This window comes from Streptomyces sp. R11, from assembly GCF_041051905.1.
Lineage (GTDB): Bacteria > Actinomycetota > Actinomycetes > Streptomycetales > Streptomycetaceae > Streptomyces.
Genome location: NZ_CP163432.1, coordinates 3,477,208 through 3,496,130, shown reverse-complemented (window position 1 = coordinate 3,496,130; position 18,923 = coordinate 3,477,208). Strand labels below are relative to the sequence as shown.

General features: G+C 71.1%; 18 protein-coding genes and 1 riboswitch. Of the genes, 10 read left to right on the top strand and 8 right to left on the bottom strand.

Going from position 1 to position 18,923, the window contains the following annotated elements; genetic code table 11:
• Positions 1-39: 39 nt before the first annotated feature.
• A riboswitch (guanidine-III (ykkC-III) riboswitch) is annotated at positions 40-113 on the top strand.
• A 34-nt stretch (positions 114-147) separates the two neighbouring features.
• Positions 148-468: a multidrug efflux SMR transporter gene (locus AB5J55_RS15915; RefSeq protein WP_328427388.1), complete on the top strand. Its 321-nt coding sequence runs from the start codon at positions 148-150 to the stop codon at positions 466-468.
• Here AB5J55_RS15915 and AB5J55_RS15910 read toward each other — a convergent pair.
• The gene (locus AB5J55_RS15910) at positions 462-2,852 is read right to left on the bottom strand and encodes a transglycosylase domain-containing protein (RefSeq protein WP_369271316.1); all 2,391 of its coding nucleotides are present in this window, start codon (positions 2,850-2,852) and stop codon (positions 462-464) included. The two genes, AB5J55_RS15915 and AB5J55_RS15910, sit on opposite strands and share 7 nt — an antisense overlap.
• Positions 2,853-3,090: 238 nt before the next feature.
• Here AB5J55_RS15910 and AB5J55_RS15905 point away from each other — a divergent pair, with 238 nt between their 5' ends.
• The 4 genes from AB5J55_RS15905 (at position 3,091) to AB5J55_RS15890 (ending at position 6,593) form a co-directional block, all read left to right on the top strand.
• On the top strand, positions 3,091-3,891 hold the full coding sequence (locus tag AB5J55_RS15905) for an ABC transporter permease (RefSeq protein ID WP_369276196.1): 801 nt from the start codon (positions 3,091-3,093) through the stop codon (positions 3,889-3,891).
• Between the two features lie 67 nt (positions 3,892-3,958).
• Positions 3,959-4,723 carry an ABC transporter permease gene (locus AB5J55_RS15900; RefSeq protein ID WP_369276195.1) on the top strand — a complete coding sequence of 255 codons (765 nt, stop codon included), beginning with the start codon at positions 3,959-3,961 and terminating at the stop codon, positions 4,721-4,723.
• 26 nt (positions 4,724-4,749) lie between these two features.
• On the top strand, positions 4,750-5,754 hold the full coding sequence (locus AB5J55_RS15895; RefSeq protein WP_369276194.1) for an ATP-binding cassette domain-containing protein: 1,005 nt from the start codon (positions 4,750-4,752) through the stop codon (positions 5,752-5,754).
• A 32-nt stretch (positions 5,755-5,786) separates the two neighbouring features.
• On the top strand, positions 5,787-6,593 hold the full coding sequence (locus AB5J55_RS15890) for a DUF1707 domain-containing protein (RefSeq protein WP_369271315.1): 807 nt from the start codon (positions 5,787-5,789) through the stop codon (positions 6,591-6,593).
• A gap of 246 nt (positions 6,594-6,839) precedes the next feature.
• Here AB5J55_RS15890 and AB5J55_RS15885 read toward each other — a convergent pair whose 3' ends face one another.
• On the bottom strand, positions 6,840-8,177 hold the full coding sequence (locus tag AB5J55_RS15885; RefSeq protein WP_369271314.1) for an SGNH/GDSL hydrolase family protein: 1,338 nt from the start codon (positions 8,175-8,177) through the stop codon (positions 6,840-6,842).
• A 232-nt stretch (positions 8,178-8,409) separates the two neighbouring features.
• Here AB5J55_RS15885 and AB5J55_RS15880 point away from each other — a divergent pair, with 232 nt between their 5' ends.
• A complete protein-coding gene (locus tag AB5J55_RS15880; RefSeq protein WP_369271313.1) occupies positions 8,410-9,777 on the top strand; it encodes a DUF445 domain-containing protein in 1,368 nt (455 codons plus the stop codon).
• 83 nt (positions 9,778-9,860) lie between these two features.
• Positions 9,861-11,351: an MFS transporter gene (locus AB5J55_RS15875; protein ID WP_369271312.1), complete on the top strand. Its 1,491-nt coding sequence runs from the start codon at positions 9,861-9,863 to the stop codon at positions 11,349-11,351.
• 2 nt (positions 11,352-11,353) lie between these two features.
• Here AB5J55_RS15875 and AB5J55_RS15870 read toward each other — a convergent pair whose 3' ends face one another.
• Positions 11,354-12,889 carry an alginate lyase family protein gene (locus tag AB5J55_RS15870; RefSeq protein WP_369271311.1) on the bottom strand — a complete coding sequence of 512 codons (1,536 nt, stop codon included), beginning with the start codon at positions 12,887-12,889 and terminating at the stop codon, positions 11,354-11,356.
• A 109-nt stretch (positions 12,890-12,998) separates the two neighbouring features.
• On the opposite strand from AB5J55_RS15870, the gene AB5J55_RS15865 reads away from it, so the two are divergent.
• Positions 12,999-13,358, top strand: a complete 360-nt coding sequence (locus AB5J55_RS15865; protein ID WP_369271310.1) for a VOC family protein — start codon at positions 12,999-13,001, stop codon at positions 13,356-13,358.
• Between the two features lie 73 nt (positions 13,359-13,431).
• Here the strand turns inward: AB5J55_RS15865 and AB5J55_RS15860 are convergent, their stop codons facing one another.
• The 5 genes from AB5J55_RS15860 to AB5J55_RS15840 form a co-directional block, all read right to left on the bottom strand.
• Positions 13,432-13,734 (bottom strand): hypothetical protein, encoded by a 303-nt coding sequence (locus AB5J55_RS15860; protein ID WP_362382965.1) that lies wholly within the window; start codon positions 13,732-13,734, stop codon positions 13,432-13,434.
• A 54-nt stretch (positions 13,735-13,788) separates the two neighbouring features.
• A complete protein-coding gene (locus tag AB5J55_RS15855) occupies positions 13,789-14,286 on the bottom strand; it encodes a hypothetical protein (protein WP_369271309.1) in 498 nt (165 codons plus the stop codon).
• Positions 14,287-14,342: 56 nt separating this feature from the next.
• Complete coding sequence (locus AB5J55_RS15850) at positions 14,343-15,200, bottom strand: LLM class flavin-dependent oxidoreductase (RefSeq protein ID WP_369271308.1); 858 nt, start codon at positions 15,198-15,200, stop codon at positions 14,343-14,345.
• Positions 15,201-15,392: 192 nt separating this feature from the next.
• Positions 15,393-15,620 (bottom strand): hypothetical protein, encoded by a 228-nt coding sequence (locus AB5J55_RS15845; protein WP_369271307.1) that lies wholly within the window; start codon positions 15,618-15,620, stop codon positions 15,393-15,395.
• A gap of 32 nt (positions 15,621-15,652) precedes the next feature.
• Positions 15,653-16,519, bottom strand: a complete 867-nt coding sequence (locus AB5J55_RS15840; RefSeq protein WP_369271306.1) for a DUF6585 family protein — start codon at positions 16,517-16,519, stop codon at positions 15,653-15,655.
• 132 nt (positions 16,520-16,651) lie between these two features.
• Between AB5J55_RS15840 and AB5J55_RS15835 the strand changes: the two genes are divergently transcribed.
• On the top strand, positions 16,652-17,047 hold the full coding sequence (locus AB5J55_RS15835; RefSeq protein WP_369271305.1) for a PE-PPE domain-containing protein: 396 nt from the start codon (positions 16,652-16,654) through the stop codon (positions 17,045-17,047).
• 346 nt (positions 17,048-17,393) lie between these two features.
• Complete coding sequence (locus AB5J55_RS15830; RefSeq protein WP_369271304.1) at positions 17,394-18,920, top strand: hypothetical protein; 1,527 nt, start codon at positions 17,394-17,396, stop codon at positions 18,918-18,920.
• The last annotated feature ends 3 nt before the right edge of the window (positions 18,921-18,923 follow it).

The following is an 18,923-nucleotide window of genomic DNA, read 5'->3' as shown; positions in this document are numbered from 1 at the left end:
GCTCCAAAGGGCTGGTGGCCTTTGTCACCAGCCCTTTTCGTTGTCCTTTTTGCTATCTTTGAAGGGACCCCGACGAGACGCGCCGTACCGGGTGAACGCAAAGACGACGCACCGAATGGTTTCCGTCCTTGCGAAAGGTGCGTCCCCATGGCCTGGGTCCTGCTCGTCGTCGCCGGTCTGCTCGAGGTCGGCTGGTCGATCGGCATGAAGTACACCGACGGTTTCACCCGGCTCGTCCCCAGCCTGTTCACCGGCGCCGGCATCGTTGCCAGCATGGTGCTGCTGTCGTACGCCGCCAAGTCCCTGCCCATCGGTACCGCCTACGGCGTCTGGGTGGGCATCGGGGCGGCCGGCGCGGCGGTGGTGGGCATGGTGGTGCTGGGGGAGCCGGTCACCGCCGCGCGGATCTTCTTCGTCTGTCTGCTGCTGGTCGCCGTGGTGGGGCTCAAGGCGACCAGCGGTCACTGATCGGGGCCGCCGGTGTTCCCGGATGTGCCTCCGCCTCCGCCGGTGTCGGTACCGCCGGTGGAGGTGCCGCCGTCCGTGGTGCCGCCGTCGGTGGTGCCGCCGGTGTCGGTCCCGCCCGTGGTGCCGCCGTCCGTGGTGCCGCCGTCGGTGGTGCCGCCGGTGTCGGTCCCGCCGGTCGTGCCGCCGTCCGTGGTGCCGCCGTCGGTGGTGCCGCCGGTCGTGTCGCCGGTCGTGCCGCCGTCCGTCTCACCCGGCGTCTCACCGCCGGTCTGGCCCTCGGTGTCCTGGCCGCCGGTGGTCGGCTCCCCGGTGGTGCCGCCGTTGTCCTGGCCGCCGATGCCCTCGTCGCCCCCGGTGGGGTCGGTCGTCGGGTACTGGGGCACGTCAGAGCCCTCCTGGAGCTCCAGGTCGAAGTCGCTGACCGGCTTCCCCTTCAGCGCCTCCTCGGTGTACTGGGCCCAGATCTCGGTGGGCGCCCCACCGCCGTTGATGCGGTCCAGGCCCATCGCGCCGTACAGCGACTTGTGCTTGGCCGTGACCGGGTCCTGACCCATCACGGCGACGACGGTGGCCAGGTCGGGGGTGTACCCGGCGAACCAGGCCGCGGTGTCCTCCTCCGCGGTACCGGTCTTGCCCGCCGCCGGTCGGCCGGCGGCCTGCGCGGCGGTGGCGGTGCCGTTGTCGACGACGCTCTGCAGGACGGACGTCGTGGTGTCGGCCGCCTCGCGGCTGACGACCTGGGAGGTCTTGCGCTCCGGCAGCTCGATGACGTCGGCGCCGTCCTTGGTGACCTTCTCGATCATGGTGTACGTGCCGTGCTTGCCGTGGTTGGCGAGCGTCGCGTAGGCCTCCGCCATGTCCAGCACGCTGGCGGTGGCCGTGCCGAGCGCGATCGACGGGTACGGCTGGAGGTCGGGGGTGCCCGCGGGCAGGCCCAGCTCGACCGCGGTGTCCTTCACCCTCTCGGGGCCCACGTCGACGGCCATCTGGGCGTACACCGAGTTGACGGACTTGTCGGTGGCCTCGCGGACGCTGATGTCGCCGTAGGAGACGTCGTCCTCGTTCGCGGGGTCGTAGCTGCCCGTCCAGCCCTGCACCGGGCGCTTGTTGGTGCCGTCGTAGATCGTGTTCGGGGTGATCCGGCGGCCGTCCTGCGTCGTCGAGCCGTTCTCCACGGCCGAGGTGAACACGAACGGCTTGAAGGTGGAGCCGACCTGGAAGTCCCGGCGGGTGGCGTTCGGGGTGTACTGCTTGACGTAGTCGATGCCGTTGTACATCGCGACGACCTTGCCGGTCTTCGGGTCGACGGAGGCGCCGCCCGCGCGGACGTAGTTGTCGACCTTGTTGTTCTTCTTGTCCAGCTTCGACATCAGCTTGTCGTTGACGGCGTCGACGAAGGCGTCCTGCCGGTTCTTCTGGAGGGTGGTCGTGACGCGGTAGCCGCCCGCCTGCAGCTCCTCCGCGCTGACGATCTTGTTCTGGGTCAGATAGTCCTTGACGATCTGCACGATGTAACCGCGCTGCCCGGACAGGCTCGTGGAGGCCGTCGCCTCCTTCGGCATCGGGAACTTGATGCCCGCCCGCTTCGACTCGCTGAGCCAGCCCTTGGTGACCATGCCGTCCAGGACGTAGTTCCAGCGGGCCAGGGCCGCGGACTTGTTCTCCGGGTGGGCGACGACGTCGTACTCGCTGGGCGCGTTGACCAGCGCGGCCAGATAGGCGGCGCGGCCCGGGTCGAGGTCCTTGGCGTCCATGCCGTAGTAGGCCTGGGCGGCGGCCTGGATGCCGTAGGCGTTGCGGCCGAAGAAGCTGGTGTTGAGATAGCCCTCGAGGATCTCGTTCTTGGTCTTCTCGCGGTCCAGCTTGACCGAGATGAAGAACTCCTTCACCTTGCGGGTGACGGTCTGCTCCTGACGCAGGTAGTAGTTCTTCACGTACTGCTGGGTGATCGTGGAGCCGGACTGCTTGCCCTTGCCGGTCGCCGTGTTCCAGCCGGCGCGCAGCATCGCCTTGGGGTCGATCGCGGACTCGGTGTAGAAGTCGCGGTCCTCGGCGGCCAGGATCGCGTGCTGGGCGTCCTTGGACATCTGCGCCAAGGTGACGTTCTCCCGGTTGACCTGGCCGTCGCGGGCGATCACCGATCCGTCCGCGTACATGTACACGTTGGCCTGCTTGGTCGCGAGCGCGTTGGCCGGCGGGATCTTGACCAGGGAGTAGCCCAGGAAGAACAGCCCGAACAGCAGCAGCGTGCCGATGACGAAGGTGCCGAGGACCATCCGCCAGGTCGGGACGATCCGCCGCCAGCCCGTCCTCTTCGGCCGCTTGGGCTTCTCGTTCGGCTGCTGGGCCTGCCCCTGCGGCTGCGGCTGCGGCTCGTCACTCATCTCGTGCACGGACTCCTGTTTCGCGTCGTACGTTCCCGTACGCCTCGTACGCCTAATGCGCCCCCATTGCTGAAGACTCTCGCACCGGGCGTTCCGTTCCCGGAAACCGGCGCGTGTCTGCGGAAAGTGAGCAGACTCTCGCGCCGGGCGGGGCCCGGAAATCGGCTGGCAGCCCCCGCCGCGCGCGCACTAGGCTCCTGCGCTTCGGTGCCGGGCGCGGGCGAGGAGGGCTGTGGATGTGGGATCGGGGCGGTTGTACTTAGCCGTCGCGGTGGGCGGGTTCAGAAGGTACGCGACCTATCGGGCGGCGACGGCGGCCGGGGTGTTCACCAACACGGTCTTCGGCGTGATCCTCGTCCACACCTATCTGGCCCTGTGGGACGAGAAGCCGCATCTCGGCGGCTACGACCAGACCCAGGCCGTCACCTATGTGTGGCTGGGCCAGTGCCTGTACGCGACGCTGGCCATCCAGGGCGGCGGCGCCGAGAAGGACCTGATGCAGCGCATCCGCACCGGTGAGATCGCCGTCGACCTGTACCGGCCGGCCGATCTGCAGCTGTGGTGGCTGGCGGGCGACGTGGGGCGGGCGCTCTTCCAGATGCTCGGGCGGGGCGTGATTCCGTTCGCGTTCGGCGCGCTCTTCTTCCCGATGGCACTGCCGACGGACGTCACCCGTTGGGCGGCCTTCACGGTCACACTCCTGCTCGCCACGCTCGTCAGCTTCGCGATCCGCTATCTGGCGGCCCTGAGCGTGTTCTGGCTGATGGACGGCATGGGCGTCAACCAGGCCCTGATGATCACGGGGATCTTCTTCTCGGGCATGGTGCTGCCGCTGAACGCCTTCCCGGGCGTCCTCGGCGAGATCGTGCGGGTGCTGCCCTGGGCGGCGCAGCTCCAGATGCCGGCGGACGTGCTCATGGGGGAGACCGATCCGCTGCGGGCGTACGCCTTCCAGGCGGCCTGGGCGGTGGTGCTGCTGGCGGCCGGGCGGCTGGTGCAGTCGGCGGCCACGCGGCGGGTGGTGGTGCAGGGTGGGTGAGATCCCCGGGGCCACCAGGGTGTCCCGGGCCGGTGAGGGGCTGCGGGCCTACCGGCTGATCGCCGGGATGTGGATCCGGTCCGCCATGACCTACCGCGCCTCCTTCGTCGTCACGGTCTTCGGCAACCTGCTGGTGACCGGCCTGGACTTCGTGGCGATCCTGCTGATGTTCTCGCAGGTCGACTCGCTGGGCGGCTGGTCGCTGTCCGAGGTCGCCTTCCTGTACGGGCTGTCCGCGACGGCGTTCGGGATCGCCGATCTGACCTTCGGCTCGATGGACGTCCTCGGCGGCCGGATGCGCGACGGCTCGTTCGACACGCTGCTCGTGCGGCCCGTCCCGGTGCTGGCCCAGGTCGCCGCGGACCACTTCGCGCTGCGCCGCCTCGGCCGGATCACCCAGGGCGCGCTGGTGCTGGGCTGGGGGCTGCTGGCCGTCGACGTCGACTGGACCGCGGCGAAGGTGCTGCTGGTGCCGGTGATGCTGGTCTGCGGCGGGGTGATCTTCTGTGCCCTGTTCGTGGCGGGCGCGTCCTTCCAGTTCCTGGCGCAGGACGCCGCCGAGGTGCAGAACGCGTTCACGTACGGCGGCACCACGCTGTTGCAGTACCCGCCGACGGTGTTCGGGACGGACTTCGTGCGCGGGGTGACGTTCGTGCTGCCGCTCGCCTTCGTCAACTGGGTGCCGGCCTCCTATGTGCTGGAGCGCCCGTATCCGCTCGGCCTGCCTCCATGGGCGGCCTTCGCGTCGCCGTTGGTGGCGGCGGTGTGCTGTGCACTGGCCGGTCTGGCGTGGCGGGCCGGGCTGCGGTCGTATCGGAGTACGGGGAGTTAGGGGCAGCGGTGGATGGCATGGACGGCATGACGGACGGGTTCATCGAACTCGACGGCGTCGAGAAGGTCTTCGACGTACGCAAGAAGACCGGTTTCCTGAAGCGGGAGCGGCGCCAGGTAAGGGCCGTCGACTCGATCTCCTTCCGTGTGGCGCGCGGCGAGATGGTGGGCTACATCGGGCCGAACGGCGCCGGCAAGTCGACGACGATCAAGATGCTGACCGGCATCCTGACCCCGAGCGGAGGCCGGCTCCGGGTCGCCGGCATCGACCCGTCCCGCGAGCGGATGCGGCTCGCGCACCGGATCGGGGTGGTGTTCGGGCAGCGTACGACGCTGTGGTGGGACCTGCCGCTGATCGACTCGTACAAGCTGATGCGCCGCATGTACCGCATCCCGGACGGCCGTTACCGGGAGAACCTCGACCGGCTCGTCGAACTGCTCGACCTGGGCGCGCTGTTGGACGTCCCGGTGCGTCAGCTCTCCCTCGGCCAGCGGATGCGCGGCGACATCGCGGCGGCGCTGCTGCACGATCCCGAGGTGGTGTACCTGGACGAGCCGACGATCGGACTCGACGTGATCTCGAAGGCGAAGGTCAGGGCGTTCCTACGGGAGTTGAACGGGGAGCGCGGCACGACGGTGCTGCTGACCACGCACGATCTCCAGGACATCGAGCAGTTGTGCTCGCGGGTGATGGTCATCGACCACGGGCGGCTGATGTACGACGGTCCGCTCACCGGGCTGCACGAGGTGGGGGAGAGCGAGCGCACGCTGGTCGTCGACCTGGAGCGGGAGCTGCCGCCGATCGAGGCGCCGCCCGCGCGGGTGGTGAAGGTGGAGGGGCCCCGGCAGTGGCTGGCGTTCCCGGCGGCCGAGTCGGCGGCGGTGCTGGTGGCGCGGATCGCGGCGGAGTATCCGCTGGTGGACCTGTCGGTGCGAGAGCCGGACATCGAGGCTGTGATCGCCAAGATGCTGCACTCGTTGGGGGACACCCCCAAGCCCCCGCCGGAACAGGCCGAGCGAGCGATCTCGTAGCCCACGGGCGGGGTTGCTCGTAGGCTGCTTGCATGACCGACGACGTCCCGGAGCTTCGTGCCTCCGACGCAGATCGTGAACGAGTCGCCGAGGTCCTGCGGGACGCCGTTGCGGAGGGGCGTCTCGACATGGAGGAGTTCGGGGAACGCCTGGACGCCGCATACAAGGCTCGTACGTACGGGGAACTGGCGCCGCTGACCCGGGATCTGCCTGTCGGCGCCGTGGCCGTGCCCAAGGTCGACATGGTCAAGAAGTCCGAGGTGCCGGACGGGAGTTGGGCGGATCGGATCGTCGGCGGCGAGGGGTCGTCGACGGGGGGTGTCGCCGTGATGTCGGGGTTCCAGCGCAAGGGGCGGTGGACCGTGCCCCGGCGGTTCAACGCGTTCGCGTTCTGGGGCGGCGGGGAGATCGATCTGCGCGACGCCGACTTCGCGGACCGCGAGGTCGTGATCAACTGCGTCGCGATCATGGGCGGAATGCAGGTGACCGTGCCGCCCGGGGTCGAGGTCGTGGTGCGGGGGGTCGGGATCATGGGCGGGTTCGACCAACGGGAGGAGGGCGTGCCGGGGGATCCGGGCGCCCCTCGCGTGATCGTGACCGGGTTCGCCTTCTGGGGTGGCGTGGGGGTGGAGCGGAAGCAGACCCGCGCGCAGCGGCAGGCCCTTCGGGAGGAGCGGCGGCGGGAGAAGCTGGAGCGACGGGCCGAGCGGCGGGAGCTGCGGGCTTCGGGCCGCGACGAGCAGTACGAGGCGCATCGGGACATGCTCGAGGAGCACCGGGAGATGTGGCGGAACGCCCATGACCGGCACGGGAAGCGAAGGGCGCGGGACGAGGACTGAGCGCCGTCCGCCGCGTGGCGCCCGGCGTCTGGGCTGAGGCGGCGGTGGGGATGCCCGCCCGCGACTTGCGGGGGCCCGCGCTTCTTCGGGACGGGAGCTGCGGCTAGCGGGACGACTGCACGCAGGCTCCGGGGATATGCGGCCTCCAGGCCGGGGTGGCTGCTGCTGGGGCGGATGCTGCCGCCCTCAGCCCGCGTCGGCGATGCGATGGCCGCAGGCGGCGTGGCCTCGGCGCCGGCGGCCGGCCTACAGCTTCGCCGGGGCCGCGCCCCTCAGGTCCTCCAGGTTGAAGGCTTCCCCCATCCGGTCGTAGCCCTTGTCGCTGGGGTGGAGGTGGTCGCCGGAGTCGTAGTCGGGGCGGAACTTGCGGGGGTTGTACGGGTCCCGCAGGGCCTCGTCGAAGTCGGCGACCGCGTCGAAGACCCGGCCGCTGCGGATCTCGGCGTTGATCTGCTGGCGTACGTTCTCGCGGGCGTCGGTGTAGCCGCGGTGGCCCTGGAAGGGCATCAGGGTGGCGCCGACGACCTTGATGCCGCGGGCGTGGGCCTGGCGGACCAGGGCGCGCAGGCCGTCGAGGATGCGGTCGGGATCGGCGAGCCTGGGGTTGCGCAGGATGTCGTTGACGCCGAGGTCGATGACGACGACCTTGACGTTCGTACGGGCGAGGACGTCGCGGCCGAAGCGGGTGAGGCCGGCCTCGTTGTTCGCGGGGCGCCCGGTGCCGCTGACGAGGATCTGGTTGCCGCTGATGCCCTGGTTGACGACGCTGTAGCGCGGCACGTCCTGACGGGCCGTGATCGCCGCGCGCAGCCGGCGCGAGAGGGCGTCCGTCCAGCGCCGGTTGGCGTTCTCGGTGGACGTGATGCCGTCGGTCAGCGAGTCGCCGAAGACCACGACGGTGCCGTGGGACTCGTTGCTGAGGACGTCCAGCGCGGTCAGGTAGCGCCAGGAACTGACCTGCCCGGTGTACGCCACGCCGGTCGCGTCCTCGGTGACGTCGCCCTCGGCGACGTAGCTGATCTGGCGCGCGTGCGGGTGGTAGGTGACCGGGCCGGACGGGGTGGGGGAGTAGGTGGTGACAAGGATGTCGGTGTCCGCCGGTACGGCGATGCGCACGGCGTCGCTCAGCACCTGCTGCCCGGGCGGGATGACGACCGTGGTGTTGCCGCCGAAGGTCAGCCTGCGCATGGTGTCCACGATCGCCGCCGCGGTCCCGGTGCCGGCGGCCACGGCGACCGACGCGTGCGTGATGGTCAGCGCGGACTGGCCGTAGAGGTTGGACAGCGTGATCCGGGCACTCGTACCGCCGACGCTGGTGTGCACGACGTTGCGCACCGAGCGGCCCGCGAGGCCCTCTATCTCGGTGCCGGGCTCGGAGCCGACCGGGGAGGTCGACCAGGCGCCGACCCAGATGCCGGTGGAGGCCGGGGCGGCGGGGCCCCGGTGGGCGCCTTCGTTGGTGGGGGTGCTCTTGCTGGTGGCGCTGCCGTCGTCGGAGGCGACTCCGACGTATATGGCCGCGGAAAGCGTGACGATCAGGGTGACGATCGCGGCGAGCAAGGCATAACCGTTACGCCTGGTCATGCGGTGCGTGTCTCCTCGGGCGGATGGGAGCCCGAGGCTCCGATGTGATCACCTCATGATGCGTCATAAGGCGGAGGGGAGTTGCACGGACCCCCCATTGGGCCGCCGGCGTTCATCCGGAGTTCGTCATCGACCTCCCCCCACCGAACAGACGCCGGGAACTCTTGTTTCGTTCCAGGAGTCGGTCAGGTAGGGACAATGAGTACGGGGGATCCTGGACGGGTGGAGCGGAATGGAACGTACGAATCCGGAAGAAACGGGAACGCGTGACGTAGAGCAGCATGCCCGGCCGGGCGCTGCCGGTAACCGGCGCGTCCCCGCATCGGCCGTACGTGCGATGACGACGTTCACCGCCGCCGACGAGGAGAAACAGCGCGGCGTACGGCGGATGAAGCTCACCGCGACCGGACTGCTGCTGTTCGTGGCCCTGGTGTACGTCCTCGCCAAGGTGGCGTCGAACCAGGGCGCCGGAGACTGGGCGGACTATGTCGCGGCGGCCGCCGAGGCCGGCATGGTCGGCGCGCTCGCCGACTGGTTCGCGGTCACGGCCCTGTTCCGGTACCCGCTGGGCATCCCCATTCCGCACACCGCGATCATCCCCAACAAGAAGGACCAGCTGGGGGTCTCACTGGGCGAGTTCGTCGGGGAGAACTTCCTCTCCGAGGACGTCGTACGCCAGCGCCTGCGCGCCGTCGGCATCGGCAGCCGGCTGGGGGTGTGGCTGGCGGACCCGGAGCACGCGGACCGCGTGACGGCCGAGCTGTCGGCGGCGCTCAGAGGCGCCCTCGCGGTCATGCGCGACGCGGACGTCCAGGCGGTCGTGGGGGAGGCCATCACCCGTCGGGCCGACGCCCAGGAGATCGCGCCCGGCATAGGGAAGATGCTGGACAAGATCGTCGCGGACGGCGGCCACAAGCGGGCCGTCGACCTGATCGTCGCGCGGGCCCAGCACTGGTTGATCCTGCACGACGAGGAGATCATGCACGCGGTCCAGGGCGGCGCCCCGGGCTGGACCCCGAAGTTCGTCGACAAGAGGGTCGGCGAGCGCGTCTACAAGGAGCTGCTCCGCTTCGTCACCGAGATGCGCGACATGCCCTCCCACCCGGCCCGCGGCGCCCTCGACCGCTTCCTCACCGACTTCGCCTCCGACCTCCAGTCCGACACGGACACCCGCGCGCGTGTCGAGCGGCTCAAGGGCGAGGTGCTGGGGCGCGGCGAGGTCCAGGACCTGATCGCCTCGGCGTGGACCGCCGTCCGGTCGATGATCGTCTCGGCGGCCGAGGACGAGCGCAGCGAGCTGCGCCTGCGCGTGCGTGCCTCGCTGCTGTCGCTGGGCGCGCGGATGGCGGTCGAGCCGCGGCTGCAGGCCAAGGTCGACGGCTGGGTGGAGGGCGCCGCCGTGTACGTCGTCACCACCTACCGCAAGGAGATCACCTCCCTGATCACGGACACCGTGGCGAGCTGGGACGCCGAGCACACGACGAAGAAGATCGAGGCGCACATCGGACGCGATCTGCAGTTCATCCGGATCAACGGCACGGTGGTCGGGTCGCTCGCCGGGTTGGTGATCTACACGGTGTCGCGGGCGCTGGGGGCCTAGCGGCGCCCCCACAAGCGCCGGGGGCGTGGAACCGCCCCCCTCAGGGCACTCGTCACGGGTTCCGCTCGATGGGGAGGGAGCCCATGACCACCGCAGAAGCCGAGACCGGCCGTACCGTCACGACCGACATCCCCGCCCGCCTGGACCGCCTCCCGTGGTCGCGCTGGCACTGGACGATCGTGATCGGTCTCGGCACCGTGTGGATCCTGGACGGGCTGGAGGTCACGGTCGTCGGCAACATCGCGCCGCGCCTGTCCGAGCCCGGCAGCGGACTGCCGATCACCTCCGGCCAGGTCACCGGCCTGGCCGCCGCGCTGTACGTGGCCGGTGCCTGCCTGGGCGCCCTGTTCTGGGGCCGCCTGACCGACCGGTGGGGCCGCAAGAAGCTGTTCATGATCACGCTGGCGGTCTACCTGGCGGCGACGGCCCTGACCGCGATCTCCTTCCACACCTGGTGGTTCTTCCTGTTCCGCTTCCTGACCGGCTTCGGCATCGGCGGCGAGTACGCGGCGATCAACTCCGCGATCGACGAGCTGATCCCCGCGCAGTACCGCGGCCGCGTCGACCTGATGATCAACGGCAGCTTCTGGCTGGGCGCGGTCGGCGGTTCGCTGCTGTCGATCGTCGCGCTGAACACGGCGATCTTCCCGGCGGACGTCGGCTGGCGGCTGACGTTCGCGCTCGGCGCCGTCCTCGCCCTGGTGATCCTCCTGGTCCGGCGGCACGTCCCGGAGAGCCCACGCTGGCTGCTGATCCACGGCCGCGACGACGAGGCGGAACGGATCGTGTCCTCCATCGAGGAACGGGTGGAGGCCGAGCGGGGCGAGCCGCTGCCGCCCGCCGAGGGCGAGCTCACCATCCGCCAGCGCCGCAGCGTGACGTTCATGGAGATCGGCCGCACGGTCTTCTCGAAGTACCGCAGGCGGGCGATCCTCGGTTTCTCCCTGTTCATCGGCCAGGCGTTCCTCTACAACGCCATCACCTTCGGCTTCGGCGCGATCCTGACCACGTTCTACGACGTCCCGAGCGGCAGCACCGGCTACTACTTCGCGGTCATCGCGGTCGGCAACTTCATGGGCCCGCTGCTGCTGGGCAGGCTGTTCGACACCGTCGGCCGCCGCATCATGATCTCGTCGACGTACCTGCTCTCGGGCATCCTGCTGTTCGGCACGGCCTGGCTGTTCGACCAGGGCACGCTCAGCGCGAGCACGCTGACGGCCTGCTGGTGCGCGGTGCTGTTCTTCGCGTCGGCCGGCGCGTCGAGCGCGTACCTCACGGTCTCCGAGGTCTTCCCGATGGAGACCCGCGCGATGTCCATCGCCTTCTTCTACGCCCTCGGCACCGCCGCCGGCGGTATCAGCGGCCCCCTGCTCTTCGCCGACCTCACCGAGACGGGCAAGGTCGGCGACACGGTCCTCGCCTTCCAGATCGGCGCGGCCCTGATGTGCCTGGCGGGCCTGGTGGCGGCCTTCCTCGCGGTCCGCGCGGAACGCCGGTCGCTGGAGGACATCGCCCGGCCGCTCACGGCGGTGACGAAGCCCGCTCGGGCGGGCGAGGTGGGACAAGGGGCGTAGCCCTACCGGGATGCGCGCCGGACCCGCTCCCTGCGGCGCAGGAGGAGCAGGCCGCCGGCGAGGGCGGTGACGCCGGTGGCGGCGGTCCAGCCGAGGACGTCGTTCGAGCCGGTGGCGGCGAGGTCGCCGGTGGTGGAGGGGGCGGCGGACGCGGAGGGGGATGCCGTGGCCGCCCCCGTCTGCGGCCGGGCGTCCGACCCCGCCCCTGCCCCCGCCCCGGCTGCCGGGGACGCCGCCCCCGACGCCGCAGGACGGGATCCGCCCGTGCCCGGCCCTGCCCCGGCGGCCTTGTCGCGCGTGAACGCCAGCGTGCCGAAGCCCAGTTGGTCGTACCCCCCGCTGTTGGGCCCGTAGTCCCCGCCGCCGCCCTCCGGCGAGGCCTTCGCGGCGATGCGGGTGAGGTACGACGCCGGCCGGCCCCGGCGCTTGGTGTAGTGGTTGGCGATCATCGCCCAGATGGGGCGGGTCATCGCCGGGTCCACGGGTGCGGCCTCGGTCACGGTCTCCGAGCCCGACCAGCCGTTGATCGCGCCCTTCCTGCGGGTGTTCGCGGTGAAGGGCACCTCCTCGCCCATCGCCCACTTGGCGACGTACTGGGCGCCCTTGAGGAAGCGGCTGTCGTCGTAGCCGTACAGGTCGATGCCCTGGTTCCAGGCCATCTCGCAGAAGGTGCCCATCAGGCCGACGCCGAGCAGCGCGTGCCCCTGGTCGCGGCCGGCCTCCAGCCACTCGGCGAGGCCGTCGTCGCGTACGACGGGAATGGCGTTGCGGATCGAGCCGAGCCCCTCGCCGTGCTTGAAGTACTCGACGGCGCGGGCGACTTGGGCCTTGTCGTCGCAGAGGATGCCGGTCGCCAGGACGCAGCACATGGCGGTGAGGTCCCAGTTGGTCCAGTAGTTGGAGACGACGGCGTCGTTGTGCTTGACCAGGAAACCGTCGCTGAGCGGCGCGAAGACGGAGGTCAGCATCTCCTGGAACCGGCCGAGCTCGAAGTCGGGGTGGTCGCGGACGAGTTCGGCGGCGTTGGCGATCTGGTACCCGTAGATCCCGGCCGCAAGGAAGCGGTCTGCGTTGCCGGCCAGCGTGGTCAGCTCGGCCGACCAGGCGTTGAGGATCGCCACGGCGGTGTCGAGGTGCGCGCTGTCGCCGCTGACGTGGCCGCGCAGGGCGTTCTGGTAGGCGGCGTGGACGTCGTTGTAGAGGATCGCGTAGTTCTGGCCGGCGCCTCCCCGGACCACGGTCGCCTGCGGGTTGGCCGCCCAGCCGCGCTGGGCGTGCCGGTTGGCGGTCAGCTTGGCGAACCCGGCGGTGTGGACAGCGGCGCCGGCCTTCACCTTGGCGGCCATCCGGTCCAGGTCGGCGCGGGTGTGCAGGAGGCCGGGGTGCGCGAACGAGGCGCCGGCCGCGGCTGCCGGGGACACGAGAGCGGTCGTACCGATGCCGATCCCGGCGCCCGTCGCGGCTCCGACGGCTCCGGCGGTCGCACCCGTGGCCTTGAGCATGCTCCGGCGGCTGATCTGTCGTGTCACGTGGCTCATTCCTCGCGTGCCTGGGGCTGGGGACGGTGAGGAGACGGGGAGACACTGCCGGGGATAACAGAAACTCCGGCCACCGATGACTCCGGCCACCGATCAGGAGCCGCATTCGATGACGATCCGCAGGATCATGCCCGACTTCCAGGTCGGGTCCGAGGAACAGATGGAGACCAGCCGGGACTTCTACGGCCTGCTCGGCTTCGAGGAGGTGATGCACATGGGCTGGGTGATGACCCTGGCGTCCCCCGCCAACCCCACCGCCCAGATCAGCTTCTTCACCGAGGAACGCACGGCTCCGGTCGTCCCCGACCTGAGCGTGGAGGTCGAGGACGTCGACGCCGTGTACGCCCAGGTGCTGGCGTCGGGCGCGGAGATCGTACGGGAGCTGCGGGACGAGGAGTGGGGCGTACGGCGGTTCTTCGTACGGGACCCGAATGGGCGGGTGGTGAATGTGCTGAGCCACCGTTCCTAGCGGCGTCGGGCGGCCGGAGGTGAATCGTGCCGAGGTCCCGCGCCCGGCCGCGTCGGGCCGGGGGCGGCTCGGGTCAGCCCCGCCGGTCCGCCACCGCCCACGACGCCAGGGCCACCGCTCCCGCGACCCCGAACACGGCGGGCCAGGCGCCCACCTTCTTGGCCAGCGGGTGCGAACCGGCGAAGGCGGCGACGTACGCGGCGGTCAGTGCGCCCGCGGCCTTCCCGCCCGCCTGCTGCCGCCACTGCTGCGCGGCCGCGGCCCCGGCGACGGCCAGTACGGCCCCGCCGAGCTGCCGCTTCCTGGTCCAGCGGGCCACGCCGTAGCCGCCGACGAGTCCGCCTGCGGCGACCGCCGCGCTGGGGATCTTCGCCATGTCTGCCTCCCACCACTTCAGCCGGCAACTCCTGCCGGCCTCGATGGACCGAGGCTAACCGGCCTCCCCCTTCCGCAGCTCGGCCCGGGCACGCAGCTCCGACACGTACCCCGCCCCGATGGCGCACCCTGCGGCGGTGAGGGCGAGGGCCAGGACGCCCGGGTTGACGTAGCCGGGCACGTCGCCGTTGTCGTAACTCCCGCCGTCGCTGGTCTCGCAGACGAAGCCGAGAGGGACGTACGTGACCGTGTAGTCGACGATCTCGATGCCCTGCTGATGCCGTTCCCACCAGCCCCCTGTACGGCAGGACCGAGGCGGCGACGAGTCGGTTCCGCCGTCCTCCGCCGTCATCACCGCGCCTGTGACGGCGAGCAGCCCCCAGGCGTACATGGCCAACGCACCGGCGCCCGCGAGGGCCGCGAGTCCGCGCAGCAAGCCGGGGGCGCCCGTGCGTTGTGCGCGCCGGTCGGCCAGGGTGCGGGCGCCGTAGCCGCAGAGCCCGAACGCGGTGATCACCGCGATGACGACGAACAGCAGGAACAGCAGGAACACATGTCCTCCAGACAGTGGTCTCACGGGCTCGGTGACACGGCGTCACAGGTCCGGGATCACAGCACATCCGCCAGCCGGTCCACCTGGTCCGGGTCCAGGCCGTAGCAGTAGAGCATGACCTCGTCGGCGCCCAGGTCGGCGAAAGCGGTGAGTGCGGCGCGGATCTCGGCGGGCGTGGTGAGGAGGCCGGCGACCATGCGGTCGGCCATGCCGGTGAAGGCGTAGTACTCGTGCATGCGGGCGCGGGCGTCGTCGAGCACGTCCGGTGGGCCGAGAGCGACGTTGACCTGAGCGACGAGGCGGGGCTCGCCGTCGCGGCCGTACTCCTTCCAGAACTCGCGGACGGTGTCGAAGAGGCCGCCCGCCCAGGAGGGCGGCGCGGCCCCGAGGAAGCCGTCGCCCCAGCGTGCGACGCGTTCCAGCGCGGCCGGTTGGAAGCCGCCGAACAGCATCTCCGGGCCGCCGGGGCGAGCGGGCGACGGACCGATGGGGCCGACGCCGTCGCCGTACGGGTCGCCCCACCACAGGCGGCACATCGTGGCCATCTGCGCGTCCATACGCCGGCCCCGGGTGCGCAGGTCGGTGCCCGCGGCCCGGTGGTCGTCCTCCCGGCCGCCGACGCCCAGACCGAGGACGAGACGGCCCCCGGTCATCCGGTCCAGGGTGGCGGCCTGCTTGGCCAGCAGGGCGGTGTCGCGCAGCGGGGCGAGCAGCACCTCGGTCTGCACGCGGATGCGGGTGGTGGCGCCGGCCAGGACGGCGAGGGCGACCAGCGGTTCGGGGTTGTCGTGGACGAGCCGGTCCAGCAGGCCGATCGTGCTGAAGGGACCGGCGTCCGCGCGCCGGGCCCAGGTGAGCAGGGCGGCCGGGTCGCCGATGGGCAGGCCGATGCCCACGTTCGTACCGACGTTCATGAAGGGGCCTCCGAAAGAGGGGTCGACAAAGACGACTGCCGCCCCTTCGGCACCTCGGTGTGGCTCAGTGGCTCGGTGAGGTGGGACGTTCCCGCTCTGCGGCTTGCTTCCAGGGGAACGTCTCTTCGAAGTGAACTCACTGTAGAACGGGCCGGTTTCGCGGGACAAACCATTTGCGCAGGGCAGATCGTTTCACTGGCGGGAAGCGATGATCAGGAGCAGGACCACGATCCCCAGGGCGATCAGACACCCGGCGCCGCCGCCGGAGGAGCCCTTGCGGAACTCGACCATCCCTCCGGGGGCAATGTGCGGATGGCGTCGGGCGTAGTGGCTCTCCATCGCGTGCTCGCCCTGGGACTCACTGCCCCAGGGGGTGCGGTGCCCGCATTCGCCGCATCGGTAGCGGTAGCTGACGGCCATGTCGGTCTCCTTGTGTGCTCGGTGGGTTGGGCTCAGTTCCGCTGGTCGTCGTCGTGCCGGTCGTCGTCCCGCTGGTGCGGCGCGGTCGCGGCGAGGTGTTCGGCGAGTGCCTGGAGGACGCAGAGGTTCGGGATTCCGGAGGCGACGGCTCCCCACACCTGCCACCGTCCGGCGGCGGTGCGGACGGCGAAGGATCCGTTGCGGACCTCGACCCGCCGGACCTGCTCCCCGCCCAGGAACGCCCCCCGGGAGCCGACCCCGTCCCTGGTGATCCACACGGGGCCGAAGACGAGCCGCGCCCCCTCGGCCGGCGCGGCCAGGGCCCGCGGCAGCTGGGCATCGGTCACGGCCCGGCGGATCTCCGGCCCCCACACCTCCGGGTCACCGAAGTCGCCGCAGCGCAGCACGATCCGCTCACCGTCGACGTCGACGAGCACGTAGGCGCGGGCGAGGCCCTGCCGGGACACCACCCGGCGCCGCCGCACCACCGTGCTGTCGTACCGCACGACATGAATCCGCCCGGCGCCGGCGACCGTCAGCCCGCGCTCGTACAAGTCCAGCCGAGCGCGTGCCCTGGCCCCCGCCGGGCCGCCGCCCCGAAGCAGTCGACGCGCGGCCACAGCTGCGGCTCCCCGGACCCCGGGCCCGGCCAACGGCGCCCCATAGGTGGCGTACCGCCTGCCGAGCCGGGCCCGACCTGCGGCTTCGGAGACCCTGGCCAACAGCAACTGGTCGGCGCGGGCGGTGGAGCGGTCGTCTGGGTCGGCGGTGGAGGGGTTGCCTGGGTCGGTGGTGGAGCGGTCACTCGTGCGGTCGGTGGAGCGGTCGTCTGGGTCGGCGGTGGAGGGGTTGCCTGCCTGCGGCGGAGCGGTCACTCGCGCGGTCGGCGGAGCGGTCATCCCCGCAGCTGGCGGAGCGATCGCCCGGGCGGTCGGCGGAAGCGTCCCGGTGACTCTCGTAGCTCACGCCGCACCTGCCTGGGTACGGCGGGGATCGGTGCCGCTCCGCCGGGGAGCCCTGCCGTCCAGGCCTTGCCCTGTGCGGTCGGCTACTCCCAGGGCGCACAGGCCGCCGACGCCGTACTGGAGACGATCGCGAACGGCGGCACCGCCATCCCGCGCGAGCTGGTCGACGGCAAGCTGTACGCCGACCCGAAGCAGCCCGGCACCGGCATGTGGGCCAAGGTCCCCAAGGGCCTGGGCGCCCTCGGCTTCACCTCCACGGGCCCCGGCCCCGACGAGTTCCCGGGCGTCCCGGTCGCCCGCTTCTGCATCCGCGGTGACCTGGCGTGCGACGCCACGACGCCCGTGGCCGCCCTCGACTTCTTCCTCACGGACAAGCACAGGCGCTACGCCCTGGACGGCAACGTCATGGCGCAGACCATCGCGAAGCAGGGCCTCAACGGGGTGTTCTGGTACGAGTCCTGACCTCGCCGGGGCACCAGGAGGGGAGGGGGCCGGCCGTGAGCAGACGCGTCCGCATACGACCGTCCGCACACCGCCGGCCCTCACTCGTCTCGCACCCAGAACCTCGGCAACGACTACAGGAGCCGATCAGCAATCGGCTGTGACTCACGTCACCGCCACCCCCGGAAAAGAAAGCGGGTGCTGCCCCCGCGGTGCTGGCATGCTCATGCGTGACTACTGGGGGGTAACCACCGTCTGCGCACAGCGCAGCAACGGCCGTACGGGCACGCCTGGATGACCGGAGTGCCCGCTCCCCATGTGTCACCTCCTGAAGCGCACCCCCATACTCCGCTCCCGAGGAACACGCGTGCACAGACCCAAGCTCAAGAGCCATGCCTTACTGACGGCTGCCACCATCGCGGCCGTGCTCATCACGGGCTGCTCGTCCAGCTCCCCGACCACTGCCGACCCGGCGCCCAGGTCGGCGGCCGAGACCCCCGACCCCGCCGCGGTCCAGGAACAACTCGCCGTTGTGTCGGCCCCGTCCGGTACGGCCACTCCCACCGCCGTCGCCGACGGAGGTGAAGCAGGCACGGCGAAGAAGTCGTCCCTCAAGGTCGCCTCGTACGACAGGAAGTCGGGACGGGCCGTCATCTCGTCGCCGTCCGTCACGAAGCCGCCCGCCGACGCGTCGACCGACCCGACGGCAGACCCGTCGACCAGCACCAGCCCTTCGCCGACCGCGTCCACCGCGCCCGCGAAGCCCTCGACCAGCCCGTCCGCCTCCGGTCAACCCGCGGTATCCGTCGGCGACTTCATCGCCAGCGCCCCCGCCCCCGGCGCGCCGGACGGTGTGCTGGCCGAGGTCACGCAGGTCGTGGGCGCCACGGAGGACGGCGACACGACGGTCGACACGGAACCGGCGAAGCTCAACTCCGTGCTCGGCGAGAGCAAGGCCAAGGGCACGGTCCCGGTGGACCCGTCGGCCATGGAGGTCGAGCCCCTCCTGAAGGGCGTGAAGGTCTCCTGGGCGAAGACCGGCGACCTCCACTTCGGCCCCGAGGGCGCGAAACTCCCGCTGGGCAGCCTCCGTATCGACGTGGGTGCGGCGGTCGCCACGGCCGAGGGCGCCCCGGCGTCGGCGGCGGCGTCCGTGGAGGGCTTCGTCCAGCTCGCGCCCGAGGTCGCGTTCTCGTACGACGGTTCCGGCGACGGCACGGGTGCCTCGCCCGGCGGTGCCTTCCTGGGCCTGTCCGGTGACTGGGCCTCGAAGTGGTCCCTGAAGGGCCGCGCGGCCGGCTCGACCAACGGGCAGCCGATCCGTATCCCCTTCGCCGAGCTCCACTCCGACCCGGTGATCCAGGTCGGCCCGATCCCCGTGGTCGTCAACCTGGACCTCACCTGCTACATCCAGGTGAACGCGGACGGCCGCGTCACGGTCGACGTCGAACAGGACATCAAGGGCGACTTCCGCGTCGGCGGCACCTTCTCCTGGGCCGAGGGCTGGACACCGGTCAGCGAGTCCGAGATGACGGGCAAGCCCCTCAAGGCCACGGTCACCGCGGCCGGCGACGTCAAGGCCGCGCTCGGCGCCGAGGCCACCGTGGGTCTCTACGGCACCGTAGGCGTTACCGCCGACGTGGCCCCGTACGTCCGCGCCCACGCCGAGGCATCGGCGGAGGGCTCCTCCGACGGCACGGGTTCGGCAGCCGGCTCCTACGCCCTCTACGGCGGCGTGGACCTCACCGGCTCCCTCCAGCTGCAACTGACTATTTTCGGCACGCCCATCTTCCAGAAGAAGATCCCGCTGGGGGCCCTGAACCGTGAGTGGCTCCTGACGGAGGGCAAGGGCGAGGCGACGACCGGCCCGCCGTCGACAAGGGCGACCGGCTGACGT